The 20,418-nt window shown below is 58.2% G+C and carries 21 protein-coding genes; 5 read left to right on the forward strand and 16 right to left on the reverse strand.

Annotation, left to right across the window (positions count from 1 at the left end; translation table 11 throughout):
- Nucleotides 1–53 precede the first annotated feature (53 nt).
- The 7 genes from GOV88_RS12870 to GOV88_RS12900 all read right to left on the reverse strand — a co-directional run bounded on the left by GOV88_RS12870 (nucleotide 54) and on the right by GOV88_RS12900 (nucleotide 6,938).
- Nucleotides 54–698, reverse strand: a complete 645-nt coding sequence (locus GOV88_RS12870; protein ID WP_171240683.1) for an SDR family oxidoreductase — start codon at nucleotides 696–698, stop codon at nucleotides 54–56.
- A 42-nt stretch (nucleotides 699–740) separates the two neighbouring features.
- Nucleotides 741–989: a hypothetical protein gene (locus GOV88_RS12875; RefSeq protein WP_171240684.1), complete on the reverse strand. Its 249-nt coding sequence runs from the start codon at nucleotides 987–989 to the stop codon at nucleotides 741–743.
- 269 nt (nucleotides 990–1,258) lie between these two features.
- Nucleotides 1,259–2,782, reverse strand: coding sequence for an amidophosphoribosyltransferase (gene purF / locus GOV88_RS12880; protein WP_171121618.1), 1,524 nt, complete (start codon nucleotides 2,780–2,782; stop codon nucleotides 1,259–1,261).
- Nucleotides 2,783–3,410: 628 nt separating this feature from the next.
- Nucleotides 3,411–4,028, reverse strand: a complete 618-nt coding sequence (locus GOV88_RS12885; RefSeq protein WP_171121617.1) for a CvpA family protein — start codon at nucleotides 4,026–4,028, stop codon at nucleotides 3,411–3,413.
- A 41-nt stretch (nucleotides 4,029–4,069) separates the two neighbouring features.
- Nucleotides 4,070–5,434, reverse strand: coding sequence for a DNA repair protein RadA (gene radA / locus GOV88_RS12890; protein WP_171240783.1), 1,365 nt, complete (start codon nucleotides 5,432–5,434; stop codon nucleotides 4,070–4,072).
- Nucleotides 5,435–5,554: 120 nt separating this feature from the next.
- The gene (locus tag GOV88_RS12895) at nucleotides 5,555–6,199 is read right to left on the reverse strand and encodes a DNA repair protein (RefSeq protein WP_254449233.1); all 645 of its coding nucleotides are present in this window, start codon (nucleotides 6,197–6,199) and stop codon (nucleotides 5,555–5,557) included.
- Nucleotides 6,200–6,485: 286 nt separating this feature from the next.
- Entirely contained in the window at nucleotides 6,486–6,938 is a 453-nt protein-coding gene (locus GOV88_RS12900; RefSeq protein WP_171124769.1) for a paraquat-inducible protein A, read from the reverse strand.
- Between the two features lie 31 nt (nucleotides 6,939–6,969).
- Between GOV88_RS12900 and GOV88_RS12905 the strand changes: the two genes are divergently transcribed.
- A complete protein-coding gene (locus GOV88_RS12905) occupies nucleotides 6,970–7,473 on the forward strand; it encodes a hypothetical protein (protein WP_171240686.1) in 504 nt (167 codons plus the stop codon).
- Here the strand turns inward: GOV88_RS12905 and GOV88_RS12910 are convergent.
- The 3 genes from GOV88_RS12910 to alr are packed head-to-tail and all read right to left on the reverse strand — an operon-like array spanning nucleotide 7,470 to nucleotide 10,026.
- Nucleotides 7,470–8,216, reverse strand: a complete 747-nt coding sequence (locus GOV88_RS12910) for an ABC transporter ATP-binding protein (RefSeq protein WP_171124778.1) — start codon at nucleotides 8,214–8,216, stop codon at nucleotides 7,470–7,472. The two genes, GOV88_RS12905 and GOV88_RS12910, sit on opposite strands and share 4 nt — an antisense overlap.
- On the reverse strand, nucleotides 8,213–8,995 hold the full coding sequence (locus GOV88_RS12915; protein WP_171240687.1) for an ABC transporter permease: 783 nt from the start codon (nucleotides 8,993–8,995) through the stop codon (nucleotides 8,213–8,215). Before GOV88_RS12915 ends, GOV88_RS12910 begins: the two co-directional genes overlap by 4 nt.
- Nucleotides 8,992–10,026 (reverse strand): alanine racemase, encoded by a 1,035-nt coding sequence (gene alr, locus GOV88_RS12920; RefSeq protein WP_171121611.1) that lies wholly within the window; start codon nucleotides 10,024–10,026, stop codon nucleotides 8,992–8,994. The genes GOV88_RS12915 and alr overlap by 4 nt, the downstream gene beginning before the upstream one ends.
- Nucleotides 10,027–10,254: 228 nt before the next feature.
- Between alr and GOV88_RS12925 the strand changes: the two genes are divergently transcribed.
- Nucleotides 10,255–10,797 carry a GNAT family N-acetyltransferase gene (locus GOV88_RS12925; protein ID WP_171240688.1) on the forward strand — a complete coding sequence of 181 codons (543 nt, stop codon included), beginning with the start codon at nucleotides 10,255–10,257 and terminating at the stop codon, nucleotides 10,795–10,797.
- Between the two features lies 1 nt (nucleotide 10,798).
- Here GOV88_RS12925 and GOV88_RS12930 read toward each other — a convergent pair whose 3' ends face one another.
- The 6 genes from GOV88_RS12930 to GOV88_RS12955 all read right to left on the reverse strand — a co-directional run bounded on the left by GOV88_RS12930 (nucleotide 10,799) and on the right by GOV88_RS12955 (nucleotide 16,779).
- Nucleotides 10,799–12,289, reverse strand: a complete 1,491-nt coding sequence (locus GOV88_RS12930; RefSeq protein ID WP_171240689.1) for a replicative DNA helicase — start codon at nucleotides 12,287–12,289, stop codon at nucleotides 10,799–10,801.
- Nucleotides 12,290–12,527: 238 nt separating this feature from the next.
- A complete protein-coding gene (locus GOV88_RS12935) occupies nucleotides 12,528–13,205 on the reverse strand; it encodes an orotate phosphoribosyltransferase (protein ID WP_171211359.1) in 678 nt (225 codons plus the stop codon).
- Nucleotides 13,206–13,348: 143 nt separating this feature from the next.
- On the reverse strand, nucleotides 13,349–14,530 hold the full coding sequence (locus GOV88_RS12940; RefSeq protein WP_171240690.1) for an ammonium transporter: 1,182 nt from the start codon (nucleotides 14,528–14,530) through the stop codon (nucleotides 13,349–13,351).
- A gap of 145 nt (nucleotides 14,531–14,675) precedes the next feature.
- Complete coding sequence (locus tag GOV88_RS12945) at nucleotides 14,676–15,158, reverse strand: CinA family protein (RefSeq protein WP_171240691.1); 483 nt, start codon at nucleotides 15,156–15,158, stop codon at nucleotides 14,676–14,678.
- Entirely contained in the window at nucleotides 15,155–15,652 is a 498-nt protein-coding gene (locus tag GOV88_RS12950) for a phosphatidylglycerophosphatase A (protein ID WP_171124788.1), read from the reverse strand. Before GOV88_RS12950 ends, GOV88_RS12945 begins: the two co-directional genes overlap by 4 nt.
- Entirely contained in the window at nucleotides 15,649–16,779 is a 1,131-nt protein-coding gene (locus GOV88_RS12955; protein ID WP_171240692.1) for a bifunctional 2-C-methyl-D-erythritol 4-phosphate cytidylyltransferase/2-C-methyl-D-erythritol 2,4-cyclodiphosphate synthase, read from the reverse strand. The genes GOV88_RS12950 and GOV88_RS12955 overlap by 4 nt, the downstream gene beginning before the upstream one ends.
- A 184-nt stretch (nucleotides 16,780–16,963) precedes the next feature.
- Between GOV88_RS12955 and dusB the strand changes: the two genes are divergently transcribed.
- Genes dusB through GOV88_RS12970 form a run of 3 tightly spaced genes read left to right on the forward strand, consistent with a single transcriptional unit; the run spans nucleotide 16,964 to nucleotide 20,418 of the window.
- Entirely contained in the window at nucleotides 16,964–17,947 is a 984-nt protein-coding gene (dusB, locus tag GOV88_RS12960) for a tRNA dihydrouridine synthase DusB (protein ID WP_256368395.1), read from the forward strand.
- Nucleotides 17,944–19,011 (forward strand): nitrogen regulation protein NR(II), encoded by a 1,068-nt coding sequence (locus tag GOV88_RS12965; RefSeq protein ID WP_171121604.1) that lies wholly within the window; start codon nucleotides 17,944–17,946, stop codon nucleotides 19,009–19,011. Before dusB ends, GOV88_RS12965 begins: the two co-directional genes overlap by 4 nt.
- Nucleotides 19,012–19,050: 39 nt before the next feature.
- Nucleotides 19,051–20,418 (forward strand): response regulator, encoded by a 1,368-nt coding sequence (locus GOV88_RS12970; RefSeq protein WP_171121603.1) that lies wholly within the window; start codon nucleotides 19,051–19,053, stop codon nucleotides 20,416–20,418.

Here is a 20,418-nt window from a genome sequence, read left to right on the forward strand (position 1 = left end):
CTTCATCTGGCTAAAAATATCCCCGCCGGAGGCATGGCCCGAAAGGGCCATTCCTAGAGCAGGGCCAATATCCGCGCGGCTTCGTCTGTCGTGGGTGTTAGCGCGGCGCGATCCTCACCGGGGTGGAACCTGGCGCGTACAGCCGTTGGCATAGGCGCAGGCTCAATGATCGAAACGCGCGGACCGGTGCGTTCGGTCTCTGCCGCCCAACTCCGCGCCAACGCGATCTGGGCTGCTTTGGTCGCACCATAAATACCATAGAATTTTTGGCCCGCCTTTGGATCGTCGAAAAACACGGCATGTCCGGTTTCACCCAACAAAGGGGCCACGTATGGGATAAGAACGGACGTTGCCGTCGCGTTGATGCTTGCGGCCTTTGCCCACTCTTTGGGATCTACAAAATGAACGGGCGTCAGCGCCGAGGTGTGGATAGCAGTATGCGCCCACAAATCCACCTTGCCCCAACGGTCATGGATGCTGCGGCACAGGGTGGCCATTGCGTTTGGATCGGCGATATCCATGGGGGCCAGCGTCGCTGAGCCACCTTTGGCCTGAATGCGGTCGTCCAGTTCTTCCAACCCGCCGGTCGTGCGGGCGACGGCAACAATGTGATACTCCGGCGCGAGGGCCTCGGCCAAAGCAGCACCCAGGCCGCGCGAGGCCCCGGTGATAAGGGCGATTTTGGTCTGATCGGTCATGGATGCGGTTTGGACCCCTGGGCGCAAAGCGTCAAGACAGGATTAGCTGCCGGGGATGGCGATCCGCTTGGTTTGGCCGCTTTGTCGCAGCATCACTCCGTCGTCATCAATGGCGACCACGGTGCCCGAGGCAATGCGGCTACCCGGTTTGACCTCTTTCACGCGGCCCGATGACAAGCGCACCAAAGCACGCATATCGGTTTTGGAGCCAAAAATTCCAAGTAAGGAAACTGAGTTCTTTTTTAACGCGCCCTTCTGCGTGGCAGCGCTTTTGACGTTGGCGTTTGACATGAACTGCGGCCGGGGCGCATGGCCCCAACCCCTTGTGTTGAGTGGTTGGTGACAGGGGGGCTATCAAAGGCGCGGCCGGAACAAAAGGTGCGGTTGGCAGGCCGTTCCGCCACATACTATACCGACCCAGCGAACCCATTGCGAATGCGCCTCCTTCGTCAGAGGGTTGTGCGCGGAAATCAACCAATCGTTCCCTCTCCGGGCATGAAAAATGGCCCGATCGCCTAAGCAACGCGGGCCATTGTCACAACTGATTCGCGATGTAGCTCTTAGCCAGAGGCTAGCTTGGCCGCGTTCCACGACCCGCCCGGTATCTGCATGTCCTCGCGCTTTTTGCTGACCCGAGTGCTGTTTTCCAGCGTGTCTAAATAGTCTTCGCTGACGCTGCCGGTGATGTACTTGCCGTCAAAGCATGAACAGTCAAAGGCCTCGATCTCGGGGTTGCCTTCCTTGGCCGCCCAGATCAGGTCGTCGAGGTGCTGATAGAACAAAGCGTCTGCACCCAACTCCTGCCGAATTTCCTCGATCTCTTTACCGTTGGCGATCAATTCATGCTTGGTGGGCATGTCGATCCCATAGACGTTGGGGTACTTCACCGGAGGCGAGGCGCTGGCGATATAGACCTTTTTTGCACCGGCCTCACGGCACATTTGGACGATCTTTTTGATCGTGTTGCCGCGCACGATGGAATCGTCGATCAGCAGCACGTTATGCCCATCGAACTCCAGCGGAACCGCATTCAGCTTGCGGCGCACGGATTTCTGACGCTCTTCCTGACCGGGCATGATAAAGGTACGCCCGACATAGCGGTTCTTCACCAAACCTTCGCGATAGGGAATACCAGTAATCTTGGCAGCCTCAAGTGCGACGGGGCGGGCGCTGTCGGGAACCGGGATGATCCGGTCGATCTCAAGCCCTGAATCCTGAATTTGTTTGGCCAGAGTCTGCCCCATGCGCATCTGGGTCTTGTAAACGGATACGCCATCCAGCAACGAATCCGGACGTGCAAGATACACATATTCAAAGATACAGGGTGTCAGCTTGCCTTCGACGGCCTGGAACTCGTGTTTGTTTCCGTCAAGGTCGATTAGGATCGCTTCGCCCGGACGCAGGTCACGCAATTTGCTGAACCCGTTGATCCCAAAAGCAACATCTTCCGAGGCAAAGGCATAGTCATCTCCTTTGCCGCCTTCCTCGCGGATCGCAACGGACAGCGGGCGGATGCCATGCGGGTCACGAAACGCCAACATGCCGACCCCAGCGATCAGGCAAATGACGGAATAGGCACCCTGAACACGTTCCATCGTCATCTTCACACCGGCGAAGATGTTGCGGATCGGATCGGCATTGCCGTTGACTTTGATCGCATCGGCCACTTTGTCGGCCAAAACGTTCAGCAAAATCTCGGAATCTGATGTCGTGCGCAGGTGGCGGCTGTATTTGCCCGTTACCTTTGCACGCTGTTGGGCGGTATTGGTGATGTTGCCGTTGTGGACCAGATAGATGCCGTAGGGGGCGTTCACGAAGAATGGCTGCGCCTCAGACGCGCTGAGCGACCCGGCGGTCGGATAGCGGACGTGGCCAATCCCGACCTTGCCCAGCAGGGTTTCCGCGTCCTTGGCGTTGAACACGTCCTTGACCAAACCGTTGGCCTTTTTCTCGCGAAAGAACTCTCCGGTATAGGTGACGATCCCCGAGGCATCCTGACCCCGGTGCTGCAACATCAGCAGCCCGTCATAGATTTCCGCAAACACATCATGCGTTCTGCTTGCGATCCCCAAAATCCCACACATGTACGGGCTCCAATTTCTATGACGTTTTGACGTGCGACGCGGTTTGGAACGGGCGCATGGGAGTATCTATGCTTTGTACTGCCCGTCTAAACTTAGGGGCAGACGCGCCTGCGTCACGAAGGGTTGGCGCGAAGAAAAACAGATACAGCAAGATCGGTGGCTCCGATTCCATGTCAGTTCGGCTCTCACATAATGCCTTACGGTGCCGGTGTCATCAAAGGATCACATTTGCGATTTGACGCAGGTGGATTTTGTCACAATGAGCATCAAAAGGTGACGTTCGGTGCGGCTTATGCTGTCAATTCCGCAAGAATGATTGTCTGATATAGAAAAATATCGGGCAGGGTTTTGAAAAATGTGGCAGCACAAACAAGGACAAAAAAAGGAAGAGCCGTCCAAGCGGCGATGCCATCGTTGTCGTGGAATGGGCCGTGCTCCGTGCCCGATTTGCAATGGGGCGGGCGAGGTCGTCAAAAGCCGCGATGTCTATGGAAAACCTATCTACAGCAACTGTACCGGCTGTTTCGGCCTGAAGAACGTCCGCTGTACGGTGTGCGCGGGTGAAGGCTTTACCTGAAGCAAAGTCTCACGGCCAAAGAAAAAGCCCGGTCTGAGCCGGGCTTTTTTGTTATTCGTTCGTTGTTGGTGTCGTCGTTTCTTCGGTCGGAGTAGAGCTTTCGGTGGGGGCTGACCCCTCTGTGCAGCTTGCGACCAGTTCTTCGTATTGCTGGGTGACCCAACCCAAAGCGGCCTCGGGGTTTTGCTCTTCGATCTTTTCCCCGAATTGTTCGAAAACTTTCGCCGAACGGCTTTCGTCCACGATGGTATAGGACTGGCCGGTCATGACCGTGTCGTAGACGAAGAACGCGATGGCGACCAACAAGATGCCGCGCGCGATACCGAAAAAGAACCCAAGCGCCTGATCCAGTCCACCCAGCGCCGAGCGTTGCACGACCGAGGAAAACAGGGGTGCAAATATGCTGACCACGATCAAGGCCACTGCAAATACGGCTGCGAACCCGGTTATCACCGACAATTCGCAACTGTCGCGCAGGAAATCACCAACGACGGGGATCTCTTTGATCAGCGGCACAGCTTGGGGTGCGAAAATAAAGGCAAGCACGGCGGCTGCGACCCAACCCGCAATCGCCAGAATCTCTCTCAAAAGGCCGCGGGAATAGGCCAATAGGCCCGACACCACGACGATCAGGGCAACCACCCCGTCAATAATTGTAAAACCTTCCATGGCCCTCGCCTGTATTTTTTTTAGCCTCTCAAGGCGTTACCTTAACCTGCTCCGAAGGTTTCGCCAACAAACCCCACCAAATCAGAGGGTCGGGTGAGTGTCAGACCTGCCACACTGCCAGTTTTGCCACCTGCCGGAGCTATGGCTGATGTGAAACCAAGTTTCTGGGCTTCTTTCAACCTATTTTCAGTTTGAGAGGCTGGCCTAAGTGCCCCGGATAACGAGATTTCCCCGAAGACGACCGTGTCTGCGGGCAGGGCCGTGTCTTCGCGTGCGCTGAGCAATGCGGCTGCAACCGCAAGGTCGGCAGCGGGTTCGCTGACTTTCAGGCCACCGGCCACGTTGAGGTAAACGTCAAGCCCGGTGAAGGGCACACCGCACCGTGCCTCTAGCACGGCCAGGATCATGGCCAGTCGCCCGCTGTCCCAACCCACGACCGTGCGGCGGGGCTGAGAGTGTGGGGAAGGTGCGACAAGTGCTTGTAATTCAACCAAAACAGGGCGCGTACCTTCGATCCCAGCGAATACTGCCGAACCGGGGCTGGGAGCGCCACGTTCGGACAGGAACAGGGCCGAAGGGTTCGTGACCTGAGCCAGACCTTTGCCCGTCATTTCAAACACGCCGATCTCATCTGCAGGGCCGAAACGGTTCTTGACTGCGCGCAGGATACGGAACTGATGACCGCGTTCGCCCTCAAAATACAGCACTGTATCGACCATATGCTCGACGACCCGGGGGCCTGCGATTTGACCCTCTTTCGTGACATGGCCGACCATGATGATCGAAATCCCGTGTCGTTTCGCAAACGTGGTCAATTCATGCGCAGCGGCCCTTACTTGTGAAACCGAGCCGGGGGCGCTGTCGACATTGTCGGCCCACATGGTCTGAATCGAGTCGATAATGGCAAGGCCGGGCTTTTCCGTCTCAAGCGTGGTCAGGATGTTGCGCAAGTTGGTTTCCGCCGCCAGTTGCACTGGTGCGTCTTCTAGCCCAAGGCGACGCGCGCGCATCCGCACCTGCGCGCTGGCTTCTTCGCCGGACACATAAATGGTCTTGACGCCAGCACGCGAGAACCGGGCGGCAGCCTGCAGCAGCAAAGTGGACTTGCCGATTCCGGGGTCACCGCCCACCAGCAAGGCCGAGGCCGGAACAAGGCCGCCACCCAGAACACGGTCCAGTTCATCAACCCCGCACAGCGTGCGGGGCGGGGGAGTTTCCTCGGTCGACAGGTCCGTGAGTGCGATGGGCTGGCCACGTTTGCCGCCGAGGGATTTTTTTGCAGGGCCAGCCGAAAGGGGTACATCCTGCGCAATCGTGTTCCATTCGCCGCAACTGTCGCATCGCCCGGACCAACGGGAATGGGTAGCACCACAGGCCGAACAAGAAAAAGAAGTCGTCTTCACCATGCCGTTCTTGGTGCCCGAGGACGGTCGGTTCTTCAAGCCCTTATGGGCTTTCCTCTCCGACGGTGGCGGGCTGCGTCCTCAGACCCGACGGGTCATCGTCGACAGCAGGCGCTGACGCGCCTATTCCGCCGCGCGTGGTGGTGACATTGCAATTACGCTGGATGCCGAAGTTTCACGATCTTCGGCCGGCGTCTGTAACTGGGCTGACAGCTCTGGCAGAAGTTCGAACAACTCATCGCGCAGCCGAGCAAGCTGAGACTTGGCAATGGATTCTTCGATCTCGATATCGCGTGTCCACTGTCGCAGTTCCTGCTGAATGGTCTGGGCGTCGCCGATCCGCTGCTGGAATTGTTCGATCTCTTCCTGTCGCTGTTGCAGGAACATACGCGCGCGGGAAACTTTGGCATCGCCATAGGTTTCAGCCAGCTCGTGACTGATTTGGCTCATCTGCGCGGCCAGTTCCAAGATTTCCGGCTCAAGCGATTGCAGGTCTGGATGGTGGCGCAGAAACGCCATCCGTTCCTTGACCGCATCGAATTCCGAGGACAGTAGAAAGGTATCCCCACGATCAGCCGCATGCGCCAACTGGTACGCGTAAGAGATGTCCTGCATGTTCAGCGAGAACTTCCGATGGGCGTTTTCCAGCGCCATCATTCGCGCATTTGCCGGCAGATAGAACGCCAGCATGAGAATCAGTGCTGTCAGTGCTATCTGTATGAACATACCCGCATCAACATAGGTTCCCGTGCCGAAACCGGCTTGCATGGACAACCATGGCAGCACGCCGAAAGCAGAAAGTATTGTCGTTGAAACAGAGAACAGTGCCGCAGTACAAATCAGCAAAAAAGTAAGTCTTAAAAACGCATTCTGAAATTGCAAAGTCATATTATGGAGGGCGGTCATGATAGACGAACTCCTTCTCAAACCGGTACAAACCAGGCCAGAGCGGGATGCAATTAACACACGCAGATTGATCCGCTGCGGACCTGAAACTACTAATTGTTGCTGCTCGAAATATTAAGATGATACCCAGATGAAGGTTTTCAATCAATTAGGTCTGAGGTTTTCGTGAACTGGATGTCATTTCCGTAATGTATCCCAGCGCGATCGAGGCCAGAATGCAGGCTGTAAACAGGTACAATCCCCATGCGGTTTCGATCGTGGCATAGGAAATGCCCTTGGCCAGCGTGATGTACAGCGCGATCAGAAAGATGTCGGCCATCGCCAACTTGCCCATGATGTTGAGCGCGGGTTGAACGCGGGCATCCAGCAGGTCCCACTGCACCAGAGCCGTTCCAATTGTCTTGATGTAGGGCGCGAACAGGGCAAAGACGGTGACGATCAGCGCCAGGAAGATATCGGATTTCCACAGGGATTGCAGGCCGGTGATGACGCTGATCTCACTGAGGCCGAAGATTGGCAACAGCCCCGCGCGCATCAGCGGGGCGAACCACGCGATAGGGTAGAGGATCAGTAGCGAGAGGGTGGCGAGGCGGAGGGTCATTGGCAATCCCGAATAATCCGTATGAATACCTATGAGGCTGCATGAAGGGCTGCAAGTATTTGTTGTCGCAGACAAAGCTTTGGTTAAGGTGTATTTTGACTGGGGTGTTCTTGTGTGGGTTGAAGTGGTTGATCCAGTCATAAAAATACCGAATGGCCCTTCTGCGTTCAGCAAGGGTATTTCTAGTGCCGTAACAGGCGGTGCAAATTCTTTGGTTTCGAAAGGAAGCACCGCTGCAGACAGATTGCCGTTTGATCGCGAACAGCTTCTTGGAGTTCTGCATTTTCGGTTGCACGAAACGGACCGTGCCAGACGCAGAGCAAGTTGGTTCGGAGGGCGAATTTACAACAGGCTCTCCGGCGAAGATCCGGACTATTTCCCGGTTTCAGGAGCTCATTTGATGCAAGCATTGGGTGTTGTCCGAATTCAGGCGCCGGAATTTGTCGTCGCTGGCAGACAATATTTGTTGCGATATGACTATGCCAAACGTGCCTCTGACAAATTGGAGCGTGAACAGCAGGCAAATGTGAGTTAGCGCACCGCCTCAATCGGACCCTCAGCGCTGCCACTAATAAACTGCTCCACATAAGGATCGCCCGAGGCATCCATCTGGCTGACCGGGCCGGTCCACTGGATCACCCCTCCGTGCAGCATGGCGACGTTGTCGGCAATCGCGCGGACCGAACTCATGTCGTGGGTAATGGTCATCGCGGTGGCGCCCATCTCGGTCACGATTTCGCGGATTAGGTCGTTGATGACGCCGGACATGATCGGGTCCAGACCGGTTGTGGGCTCGTCAAAGAAAATGATCTCGGGCTCGGCGGCGATGGCACGGGCGAGGCCCACGCGTTTCTGCATCCCGCCCGACAGTTCAGACGGAAAGCGGTCTGCCACATCGGATTTCAGACCAACCCGCCGCAGTTTCTCGATCGCAATCTCGCGCGCATATTCCGGGGGGCGCTTTAACGGGCCACGCAGCAGGCGGAAGGCAACGTTTTGCCAGACGGGGAGCGAGTCAAACAACGCCGCCCCTTGAAACAACATCCCGAACCGCGCCAGAAACGCATCCCGGTCGCCCTTGGTGGCGTCTTTGCCGTCAACATAGATCATGCCACTGTCGGGTTTGATCAGGCCAAGAATACATTTCAGTGCAACGGACTTTCCGGTGCCCGACCCGCCGATGATGACCATCGAGGTGCCCTTGGGGATATCAAGGCTCATGCCGCGCAGAACCTGATTGGAGCCAAAGGCTTTGTGTACATTTTCCATCCTGATCATACCGAGAAGAACACCCCTGTCAGAATGAAGTTTGCGGCCAGAATCATGATTGCAGCAGATTCGACCGAGGACTTGGTCGCCCGACCGACGCCTTGCGCGCCGCGTCCCGAATTCATGCCGTAGTAGCAGCCCATGATCGCCGCGATCAGGCCAAAAGCCGCCCCTTTGACCAGCGACGAGACAATGTCGCGTGTTTCAAGGAAATTGACCGTGTTTTGCAGATAGGTCGCTGCGTTGAAGCCCAGATTCTCGGTCGCGACGACATACCCTCCGGCGATGCCGATGATATCCCCGATGCCTACCAGCAGGGGCACGGTAATTAGCGCGGCCAGAACGCGGGGCGCTGTTAGGTATTTCATCGGGTGGGTCGACAGCGTAACCAGCGCGTCGATCTGTTCGGTCACCTTCATGGTCGCAATCTCAGCCGCGATGGACGAGGTAACACGGGCGGCGATCATCAGGCCGACCAGAACCGGACCAAGCTCGCGCACCATGCCAATGGCAACGATCTGCGGTACCACGGCCTCGGCGTTGAAACGCGCACCGCCTGCATAGATTTGCAGCGCTAGCGCACCGCCGGTAAAGATGGCGGTCAATCCGACAACGGGCAAAGACAGCCATCCGATATTCATCAGCGCAACGGCAAATTCGCGTGGGTAATAAGGCGGCCTGAAGATGTGTGAGATGGCGTCAATGGAAAACAAGGCCACCTTGCCAAAGGTCGCAAGCAGGGTCAGCACTGCGCGACCAAGACCGCCCAGCAAGTCCAGCGCACTCATTCCACGTAGCCTCGGGAATATCGCGCGCCTAGCGATGTGAGGATTTCGTATCCAATGGTGCCAGCGGCCTCGGCCAGATCATCGACAGTCTGGTGACCGTTCAGGATACGCATACGCTCGGGGTCATTGGGCAAATCGGTGACATCGACGGTAATCAGGTCCATCGAAATGCGTCCAACGACTGGGCAGGGCTGACCACCGGCGAACGCGTCGATCCCGCCGCCAATCGCCCTGTGCAACCCATCCGCGTATCCCGCCGCGACAGTTGCAATGCGCGACGGCCGCCGGGCCGTCCAACTGTTGCCATAGCCAACCGTTTCTCCGACCGCCAGTTGGCGGACCTGAATGACAGGCAAGTCTACGGTCACCACCGGTTTTGCGTCAGCGAACGGCATTCCACCGTACAAACCGATCCCTGGGCGGCAAAAGTCGAAATGGAATTCGGGGCCAAGCAGCGTTCCCCCAGTGGCCGCCAGTGAACGCGGCGCGGAAATTCCATCGGTCATCTCGCGGAAGGTTCGCAACTGCTGTTGGTTCATGGGGTGGTCAGGTTCGTCCGAGCACGCCAAATGCGACATCACAACAAGCGGTTTCAGCGGTTCGATCCTGGGGCGCAGTTCCGCCCAGTCCGCAGGCTCTAGGCCCAGACGGTTCATGCCGCTGTCCAGTTGAACCCCGAACGCCTGATCGGGCAGGGCCTCGACATGGCGTAGGAACTGCTCGGGTGAATTGATTAAAGGTGTCAGGTCATGGTCGCGCAACAGATCTGTGTCGCCTTCCATATGGCCCGAGAACACGCCGATCATTGGCATAGGCCCGACGGCCTGACGGACGGCGGCCCCTTCTTCCGCGGCCGCCACAAAGAACTTGCGCACGCCTTCTTCGGCCAGCGTTGCCGAAACGGGCTCGGCCCCAAGGCCATAAGCGTCGGCCTTGACCACGGCGCCGGTCTCGACATTGGTTTTCGCGTCGAGCGCCTGCCAGTTGCTGGCCAGCGCATGAAGGTTGATCGTCAAACGTGCGGTACTCATGGCTCTGTTCATGACATTGGATCGCGGCAGGTCAAGGGGGTACGGGCCGATTATTGCCTCGATTGACGGGAACTTGGGCGGCATGCGGCCTGTATTTCGAAACGGGCGCGCCAAATTGCCGGTCGAGTTTTCGTTTTTACGGGTGCCCTATTGTGTTCAACTTGTGATCAACAGCGGTCAGCCAGGGGAATCGTTCACTTGGGCTGTGACGGCGGGAAAAGGGCGAACATGATTGAACTTACGTCGGGATACGCCGGTTTTGAGGCGCAGATACCATCGTTTTATGGGGACGTTTTCACAGCCTCCGAAGGAGTGGCCGAAGGTCAGGCTTTGACGTCGTTGGTGCAGGATTTGATGGGAACATCCGAAGACGACGATCTGCGCTGCTATCTGGCAAGCGAAGGTGAAGAGCTTTTGGGGTGCATCCTCTTTTCGCGCTTGTTTTACGATGAAGACCCGCGCAACGTCGTTTTGATGTCGCCGGTCGCCGTTAAAACCGATCGCCAGAAAGCAGGGATTGGGCAAAGGCTGATCCGTTTCGCGCTGGACGACCTGAAGGGGCAAGGCGTTGATTTCGCGATAACTTACGGTGATCCTGCCTACTACGGAAAGACAGGGTTCAAACCGATGGCGCAGGATTTCGCCCGTCCACCGCAGACGCTAAGTCAGCCGCACGGATGGATTGGCCAGTCGTTGGCTGAGGGCGACGCGGCCCCTTTCTCTGGTCCGTCGCGCTGCGTTCCCGCGTTTGACAAGCCTGAATTGTGGTAGGTCAGTAGCCTTCGATCTGGCCGTCCTGCTGCCAGGGTTTGACCAGATTGCCGAAGCGGGTGAATTGCGCCTCGAACGACAGTTCGACCGTGCCAATGGGACCATGTCGCTGCTTGCCGACAATGACTTCGGCCTTGCCGTGCAGGCGTTCCATCGACTGTTTCCACTCTTCCATCTTTTCCAGCTCATGATCGCCGGGCTTTTCGCGTTCCTTATAATATTCCTCGCGGAACACGAACATCACCACGTCGGCATCCTGTTCGATCGAGCCTGATTCCCGCAGGTCTGACAGTTGCGGGCGCTTGTCGTCTCGGCTTTCGACCTGACGGGAAAGCTGCGACAGAGCGATGACCGGGATGTTCAGTTCCTTGGCGATGGCCTTCATGCCCATCGAAATCTCGGCAATTTCGTTCACCCGATTGTCGGACATACCCCGGCAGAGTTGCAAATAGTCGATCACCAGCAGGTCCAGCCCATGTGTCCGCTTCAACCGCCGCGCGCGGGCGGCAAGTTGTGAGATCGGCAGGGCCGGGGTGTCGTCGATGAACAACGGGCAGGCTTCCAACTCCTTCGCGGCGTCCACGAAACGGCGGAATTCGGATTCCGTCATGTCACCCTGACGGATTTTGTGGCTTGAGATTTCGGACGCTTCGGCCAGAACCCGGCCCGCCAACTGCTCGGCGCTCATTTCCAGTGAAAAGAACCCGACCACGCCGCCGTCAACCGCTCCTTCGGACCCATCCGATTTGGTGCCGCGCTTGTATGCTTTGGCCACGTTGAACGCCACGTTGGTCGCAAGCGAGGTTTTCCCCATCGACGGACGCCCGGCCAGAATGATCAGGTCCGAGGGGTGCAGGCCCCCAAGCTGTTTGTCCAAGTCGGCCAGACCGGTGGATATCCCCGCCATGCCACCGCCGCGCTGGTACGCTTCGTTGGTGACGTTGACGGCTTCTGTGACCGCCTTGAGGAAGGATTGAAATCCCTGTTCGGTCTGGCCCTGCTCGGATAACTGATAAAGCTGTTGCTCGGCCTCGACGATTTGTTCTTTTGGTTCGCTTGATACATCGACCCGCGCCGCCTTGTCCGAAATGTCCCGACCCAGTCGGATCAACTCGCGCCGAATTGCCAGGTCATAGATCATCTGGGCATAATCATGCACGGCAAACGCACTGATCGAAGCGCCCGCCAGTTTGACCAGATAGGCGGGGCCGCCCAATTCCTTCAGGCCCTCATCCTCGGCCATGAAGGATTTCAGCGTGACGGGTGAGGCCAGCGCATTCTTGGCGATGCGGTTGGCGGCGACTTCATAGATGCGGGCGTGGACCGGGTCATAGAAATGCTCGGCCCCGATGATCGAGGCTACCCGGTCATACAGATCATTATTCGTCAGGATCGCGCCCAGAAGCTGCTGCTCGGCCTCGATGGAGTGCGGCATAGTTTCGGCACTCTGAATCTGCGCCGCTGCCTGCTCGATGCTGCTAATCTCGTTCATTTTGTCCCCGCTGCCCGTGCGACAGTTCTAATCAATCCGGCGCCCGTTGGGCCATCTGTAAATCTCTGAAGATAAGTTGCGTATAACTCAGCTTCAGCTTGGGATAAGTTTGGACAACTTTGCCAAAGAACGCTGCGCCGCGCAACATTTAGTGCGCCATCCAGCCGGCGACACTAGATGCAAGCGTCTGGGGGCGATTCTACGCCGAGTTACCCCCAGCTTATGCACAGGTGGATTATCAGCTTTTGTGGGTTTCCTGCCATCCACGCGGATCATTCAGGAAGGCTTCGACCCCATCAAGTGTCTCTGCATCAAAGGCTTTCTGCGCCTTTGCTTCGGCCAGAACATCCCACCAGGTGCACAGGTGATGCAGCTTCACGCCGTGGTCGCCCAGGGTTTTTTCGGTCTCGGGGAAGATCCCATAGTAGAAGATCACCGCCGTATGGCCGCAGATGGCACCCGTATCGCGGATCGCGTCGACGAATGACAGCTTGGAACCGCCATCGGTGGTCAGGTCTTCGACCAGCAAGACCCGCTCACCCTCGGACATTGCGCCCTCAATCCTGGCATTGCGGCCATAGCCTTTGGGTTTTTTGCGTACATAGGTCATCGGCAGGGCCATGCGTTCGGCCACCATGGCGGCAAACGGGATGCCAGCGGTTTCTCCACCCGCGATGTTGTCGAACGCTTCGAACCCCGCGTCGCGCATCACGGTGACGGTCAGGAAATCCATCAGAGTCGAGCGGATGCGCGGATATGAAATCAGCTTGCGGCAGTCGATATAGGTTGGGCTAGGCAGGCCCGAAGCGAGCGTGAACGGCTCACGCGAATTGAAGTGGACGGCTTTGATCTCCAGCAGCATCCGCGCGGTCAGGCGGGCGATTTCGGTGCTGTCGGGGTACGAGCTGGGGATCATGGTGCAAACCTCTGGGCTGAAAACACGTTGCGGGCTGATAGCGCGCCCCGCCACCCAGAGTCGAGAGGGCGGGCAAAAGAAAAGCGGACCCCGCAGATGCGAGGCCCGCCATGGCCCAAAAGGGCCCGAGCGCCAAGGTGGGCTTAGCTGCTCATGTCATAGGCCCGCTCACCGTGTACCGACAGGTCGAGGCCGTTTGTCTCGGTCTCGGCGTCTACGCGAAGCGGGGTGATCAGTGCAACCACCTTGATCAACACAAATGTGACAACTGCCGTAAAGGCACCCACGATAACCAACCCGCCCAACTGTGCGGTCCAAGCGCCAAGGCCGAACACCGCGATCATGATCGTGCCGAAAATGCCTCCGACACCATGCACGGCAAAGACATCCAGCGTGTCGTCGATTTTCAGCACGTTGCGGATGACATTGACGGCCTCTTGGCACAACACACCTGCGACAGCACCGATGATCAGCGCCTGCACCGGATCGACATAGCCCGAAGCCGGGGTGATTGACGCCAGACCCGCAATCGTGCCGGTCACCAGACCAACCATCGAGGCTTTGCCGTACTTGATCCGCTCGTACAGCGCCCATGTCAGCGAGGCGGTTGCGGCCGAGATATGTGTCACGGTCATCGCCATCGCGGCACCGCCGTCAGCGGCCAGTTGCGACCCGCCGTTGAAGCCGAACCAGCCGACCCACAGCATCGCGGCACCAATCATCACGAATCCGGGGTTGTGCGGCGGCGTCGTGCGGTTAAGGCGGGGACCAAGCACCACGGCAATGATCAACGCGGCCAGACCTGCGGTTTCATGCACTACAATTCCGCCTGCAAAGTCGCGCACGCCGACCTCACCCAGAATACCGCCATCGGTCAGCATGCCGCCGCCCCAGATCCAATGCACCACCGGCGCATAGCACAGCAGCATCCACAGGCCCGAGAAGGTCAGCACGAAGCCAAAACCAACGCGTTCCACATAGGCACCCACGATCAGCGCGGGCGTGATGATGGCAAATGTCATCTGGAACGCGAAGAAAAGAACCTCGGGCAGATTGCCTGAAAGGCTGTCTGCATCGACGCCGTTCAGAAAGGCTTTGCCCAGACCGCCCCACAGGCCCGACCCGCCGTCGCCGAACGCAATCGAGTAGCCCGCGACCAGCCACAGAATGCTCATCAGGCATGCGATCGAGAAACAGTGCATGAAAACGCTCAGCACGTTACGGGCACGCACAAGGCCGCCATAGAACAGGGCCAGGCCCGGAAGTGTCATGAAAAGGACCAGTGCGGTTGCAACTATGATCCAGGCGGTATCGGCTCCATTCATTGGCCGCTCTCCTCATCAGCATGTGTGGCGGGGCTTGAAGCGGAGGGAGAGCGTGGAAAAAAGAGGCAATGATCGAAAAACCCGCCTATTTTGGGGGCTTTTTGTGAAGTGATGGTTAAATGCGCATCAATTCTGGCAAAATGCCTTATTTTTGGGCGAGTGTGAAAAGCCCAGTTGAAAGCAAGTTCAACGCGTGATCGCGCGCGGCAACGCGAACCTTGTCACGGCCGAGCGCGCCGAATTCGATGGTTTCAACATGCGTTGGCATCCCGCTGGCAGCTAGTCCGAAGCACACGCGCCCTTCGGGTTTGAACTCGGACCCGCCGGGGCCTGCGATACCGGTAATGGACACGGCCAATTGCGCCTCTGAATGCTCTAACGCTCCTTCGGCCATCTCGCGGGCGACCTGTTCCGAGACTGCGCCATGGGCGTCCAGCGTCCCGGCGTTAACACCCAGCATCTGTTGCTTGGCGGTGTTGGTGTACGTGACGAAACCGCGGTCAACCACCGCCGAGCTTCCAGGAATGTCGGTCAGCGCTGCGGCCACCATGCCCCCTGTGCAACTTTCGGCGGTGGCGATCATCACCCCTTGCACCTTGGCGCGGTCAAGCAGGTCAGTCAGGTTCATAGCCCAAGAACTCCATGTGCAAGCCCTGCCAGCAGTATCACACCAATGGCGGCGAATACCCCGGCGATCACATCGTCCAGCATAACGCCCATCGCATCCCCCTTGCGGTCGGCCCAACCAACCGGACCGGGCTTGGTGATGTCGAACAGCCGGAATAGCAGGAAACCGGCAATCCAACCGGGCCAGAGTGCGGTGATGTCGATCCCATGCGCCCATGAGGGGTAGGAAACCGCCCAAAGCGCGATGAACTGGCCCGCGACCTCATCTATAACGATCTCGGACGGATCGTGATCCTCTTGCCCTGCAGTCATCACGCGGGTCGCCCAAAGGCCACCCAGGAACGCTGCCAGCGTGGCGATCACCAGCAGGGGAAAGCCGCCCAGCGTATGCAGCAGCCACGCAAGGGGCAGGGCGACCAGCGATCCCCATGTGCCCGGCGCAGGGCGCAGATAACCCACACCGCAGACCGTTCCGATCAGGCGCGCGGCGGTCATGACTTCACCAGACAGGCGGTGGCAAGCGAGGCGATCCCCTCGCTTCGGCCGGTAAAGCCCAGACGTTCAGATGTGGTCGCTTTGACCGAGACCTGATCGGCCCGTAGGCCCATGATCCGGGCCATTTCCGCGCGCATCGCGCTCGCATGGGGGCCGATCTTGGGGTATTCGCAGACCAGCGTGCAATCCACATTCGAAATTGAGTAACCCATCGTTTCGGCCAGTTCGACCGCGTGACGCAGGAAAATCTCGCTGGCCGCGCCCTTCCATTGCGGGTCCGAGGGCGGGAAGTGCTGGCCAATATCACCCTGTGCCAGCGCGCCATAGATCGCATCAGTCACGGCGTGCATTCCCACATCTGCGTCTGAGTGGCCCTGTAGGCCGCGATCATGTGGAACTTTCACGCCGCACAGGATCACATGATCCCCGTCGCCAAACCGATGCACGTCGTACCCGTTGCCCAGTCTTACATTCATATTCGTTCCCATTATGCGTTCAGCCCGGGCAAAATCCTCGGGCCGTGTAATTTTCAAGTTGTCCGCATCACCTGGAACAATCGCCACGTCCAGACCCGCCGCGCGTGCGGCTTCGACATCGTCTGCTGCGCCTCCGGGATGGGCCGCGTGGGCTGAGACAATCGCACCATAGTGAAAGCCTTGTGGCGTTTGCGCAGCGAACAGGCCGGTTCGGTCCTGTGTTCCCGAAACGAAATGTCCATCTCCGGTCCATAAGGCATCCGTGACGGCAAGCCCCGGAGCGGCAGCAGGGGAATCGTTCAGGGCCGACAGAACACACTGAATAAGATCGGTGGTCACGCAAGGGCGCGCCACATCGTGAATCAGAACATGTTCGATTTCCAAATCGGCCAGCGCGTCCAGTCCGTTGCGCACAGACGCTGCCCTGTCCGACCCACCTGCGGCGAGGATCAGGTTCGTTCTTTCAAACTCGCTCCAGGCGGATTGATCGCCCTCGGACAGGACAAGAACGATGTGGTCGACCTGACCCTGAAAGCGGTCAATCGTCCAGTCCGCGACGCGACGCCCCGCAAGTGGTCGCCACTGTTTTTGAATATCCCCTCCAACGCGCGTTCCGCGTCCTGCGGCGACGATGATTGCGGCGGTGGTCATGGGGCGGTCACTCCGGTGATTTGAGCGCAATGTTTAGGGTGCGGTGAATGCAGAGGCAATCACCCGCGTAACCGTGCCTAAAAAATAGGCACGTGATGATTTTCCGGGCTTTTACCCCCCCGTTTTGTTGTTCATATACGCTCAATTCGATATCAAAGCCGCAACTGCCCAAGGATTAAGCACGTTGACCCTGCAACTCGCTGACAAACACCTAGACCCGCCAGTCATGCTGGCTCCGATGGCCGGAATCACCGACCGACCGTTTCGTGATCTGGTGATGCGCTTTGGCTCCGGGATGGTCGTCAGTGAGATGGTCGCCAGTCAGGAGATGGTTCAAGCTAAGCCCGGCGTGCGCGAACGGGCCGAGCTTTCGGCCGAAGTCGAAAACACCGCCGTTCAACTAGCAGGGCGCGAGGCATATTGGATGGCCGAAGCTGCACGGCAGGTTGCAGATCGGGGTGCACGGGTGATTGACATTAACATGGGGTGCCCGGCCAAGAAGGTGACGAACGGCTATTCCGGATCGGCGTTGTTGAAGACACCGGATCACGCGCTGACGCTGATCGAGGCAGTCGTGAATGCCGTTGACGTGCCGGTCACGCTGAAGACGCGCCTTGGCTGGGACGATAAACTGTTGAATGCCCCGGACGTTGCCCGGCGTGCGCAGGACACGGGTATCCGTATGGTCACGATCCATGGCCGCACGCGGTGTCAGTTCTATAAGGGGCGCGCGGATTGGGCCGCAATTCTGGCCGTGAAAGAGGCTGTATCGATCCCTGTCATTGCCAATGGCGATATCGTGGACGCAAGCGCGGCGCGGACTGCACTGGAAAAGTCGGGCGCAGATGGGGTCATGATCGGGCGGGGTGCCCAGGGTAAGCCGTGGTTGCTGGCGCAGATTTGCCACGACTTGTATGGCGCCCAAGCTCCGGTCGTTCCGACAGGGGATGATCTGGTTGAAATGGTGCAGGGGCACTATCAGTCAATGCTCGAATTCTACGGTGCAGACCTGGGGCTGCGGGTCGCACGAAAACACCTTGGCTGGTACATGGATGAGGCAGATACCCCCCCGAGTTTGCGTCGCGCTGTGCTGACGTCCCGCGACACGGCTGAGGTTCTGCGTCTGCTGGGCGATGCGCTTATAGGCGATGCGGAGGCTGCGGCATGACTTCGGATCAGAGCATTTGGGCCTCATTGCCGGTTCCAGCCTTCATTATTGACGCCGAGGACCGGATCACCGATGTAAATTCGGCGGGTGAAGGGTTTTTGAATGCGTCCCGCAAGTCCGTAATCGGCAACCCAGTCTGGGACCAGATCGCTGTCGATGCCCCGCTGGAAGAGGCGTTTCTGCGCGCCCGTCAGCAAAGCACACCATTGTTCGTGAACGACGTCGACGTGGGGTCCGGCAGCCGCGCACCGCTGCAATGCGCGTTGCAGATTGCACCTTTAGTTGGGCATACGGGGTCGATGATCATGATCATCTCGCCGCGCGAATTGGCAGGGCGGATGACACGCGGCAATACGGTCAAATCTGCGGCGCAGTCCGCCATCGGCATGGCCGAAATGCTGGCGCACGAGATCAAGAATCCGTTGGCCGGAATAACTGGGGCAGCGCAGTTATTGAGCATGAATATCTCGCAGCAAGACCTTGAATTAACGGATCTTATCGTCGCTGAAAGCCGCCGGATCGTAAAGCTGTTGGAGCAGGTGGAGCAGTTCGGCAACCTCTCGCAGCCCGATTTCAAGCCGGTCAATATTCACGATGTTCTGGACCGTGCAAGGCGCTCTGCGCTGCTGGGGTTTGGTGCCCATATGACGATCATCGAAGATTACGACCCCTCGTTGCCGTTGGCCTATGGAGACCCGGATCAGTTTCTGCAAGTTGTACTGAACTTGTTGAAGAACGCGTCGGAAGCAGCTGATCCTAAAGGGGGAACAATCCGGCTTCGCACGTATTTCGAACATTCCTTCCGATTGCGGCGCAGCGATGGATCGGGGCATTCGCTGCCCCTGCAGATCGAAATCATGGATGACGGGCCGGGTTTGCCGGACAAGATTCGCAGCGATATTTTTGACCCGTTCGTGTCGGGCAAGGAAAACGGCACCGGCCTTGGGCTGGCGCTGGTGAGCAAGATCATCTCGGACCATGACGGCTGGATTTCCGCCGACTCGGTGCCGGGTCGCACGGTGTTCCGCATCTCGCTGAGGCGGGCGCCAAAAGACGCAACGTAGAACACAGCCGGCAAGAGCTGAAGATAAGGAGAGCACCCGATGGATGGAACAGTATTGGTCGCAGATGACGATCGCACAATCCGCACGGTCCTGACACAGGCCCTGACGCGGGCAGGGTGCAAGGTACATGCGACATCCTCGCTGACCACGCTGATGCGCTGGGTCGGTGAAGGTAAGGGTGACGTCGTGATCTCGGACGTTGTCATGCCGGACGGGAACGGGTTGGAGATGTTGCCCAAGATCGCCCAAGATCGGCCCGGTCTGCCGGTGATCGTCATTTCCGCGCAAAACACGATCATGACGGCGATTCAGGCGGCAGAGGCGGACGCATATGACTATTTGCCCAAACCGTTCGACCTTCCAGACCTGATGAAGCGCACCGCGCGGGCGTTGGAGCAGAAACAGCGGGTTCAAACCGAGGTCACGGAACCGTCGGATGATCGCCCCGAAGAACTGCCGCTGGTCGGTAGGACACCGGTCATGCAGGCGCTTTATCGTCTGGTTGCGCGGGTGATGAATACCGATCTTTCAGTGATGATTTCGGGTGAAAGCGGAACAGGTAAGTCTCTGATAGCACGTGCTATTCATGATTTCTCTGATCGCCGGACGTTGCCGTTTGTCACAGCCACGGCTGCGGACTTGCGTGATCTGGAAGGTCCGGCCCGCGTGATGGCCCGTGTGCGTGGCGGCACGCTGCTGATTGATGAGATCGCGGATATCGAAGATGAATTGCAGGCCCGGATTGTGCGGATGATGGACACACCGGGCGATCATGTCCCCCGATTCATGGCCACCAGCCAGTCGGACCTGACTGAAGCGATGGAAAGCGGTCGTGTTCGGCAGGACCTGTATTACCGGCTGTGTGGCGCAACAATCCATGTTCCGGCCCTGCGCGAACGGGTGGATGACATCACGCTTTTGGCCGATCATTTTCTGGCGCGAGAGGAGCGCGAGCATGGCGCAAAACGCTGGCTCAGCCCCGAGGCGGTGGAACTGGTACGCCGGTATTCGTGGCCCGGCAACGTGCGGCAGCTTGAAAATGCGATCCGCCGTCTAAGCCTGACCAGCCGCGCCGACGAGATTTCGAAGGCCGAGGTCGAGATGGTCTTGGGCAGTCAACCCGAAGCCGAACCGGTTCTGGGGGATGGTGAGCGCGAAAAACTGTCCGCCTCTGTCGCGCGTCATTTGCGTCGTTACTTTGATCTGCACGGCAATTTATTGCCACCTCCGGGCCTGTATCAACGCATCCTGCGCGAGGTTGAGGCCCCTTTGATCGAGCTGGCATTGGACGCAACCGGCGGAAATCAGGCGAAATGTGCCGATCTGCTGGGCATAAACCGGAATACGCTCCGGAAAAAGATTACTGATCTCGATATTCAGGTGACACGGCGACGCAAACTGATGTAA

This window comes from Ruegeria sp. HKCCA5491 (genome assembly GCF_013034565.1).
GTDB lineage: Bacteria > Pseudomonadota > Alphaproteobacteria > Rhodobacterales > Rhodobacteraceae > Ruegeria.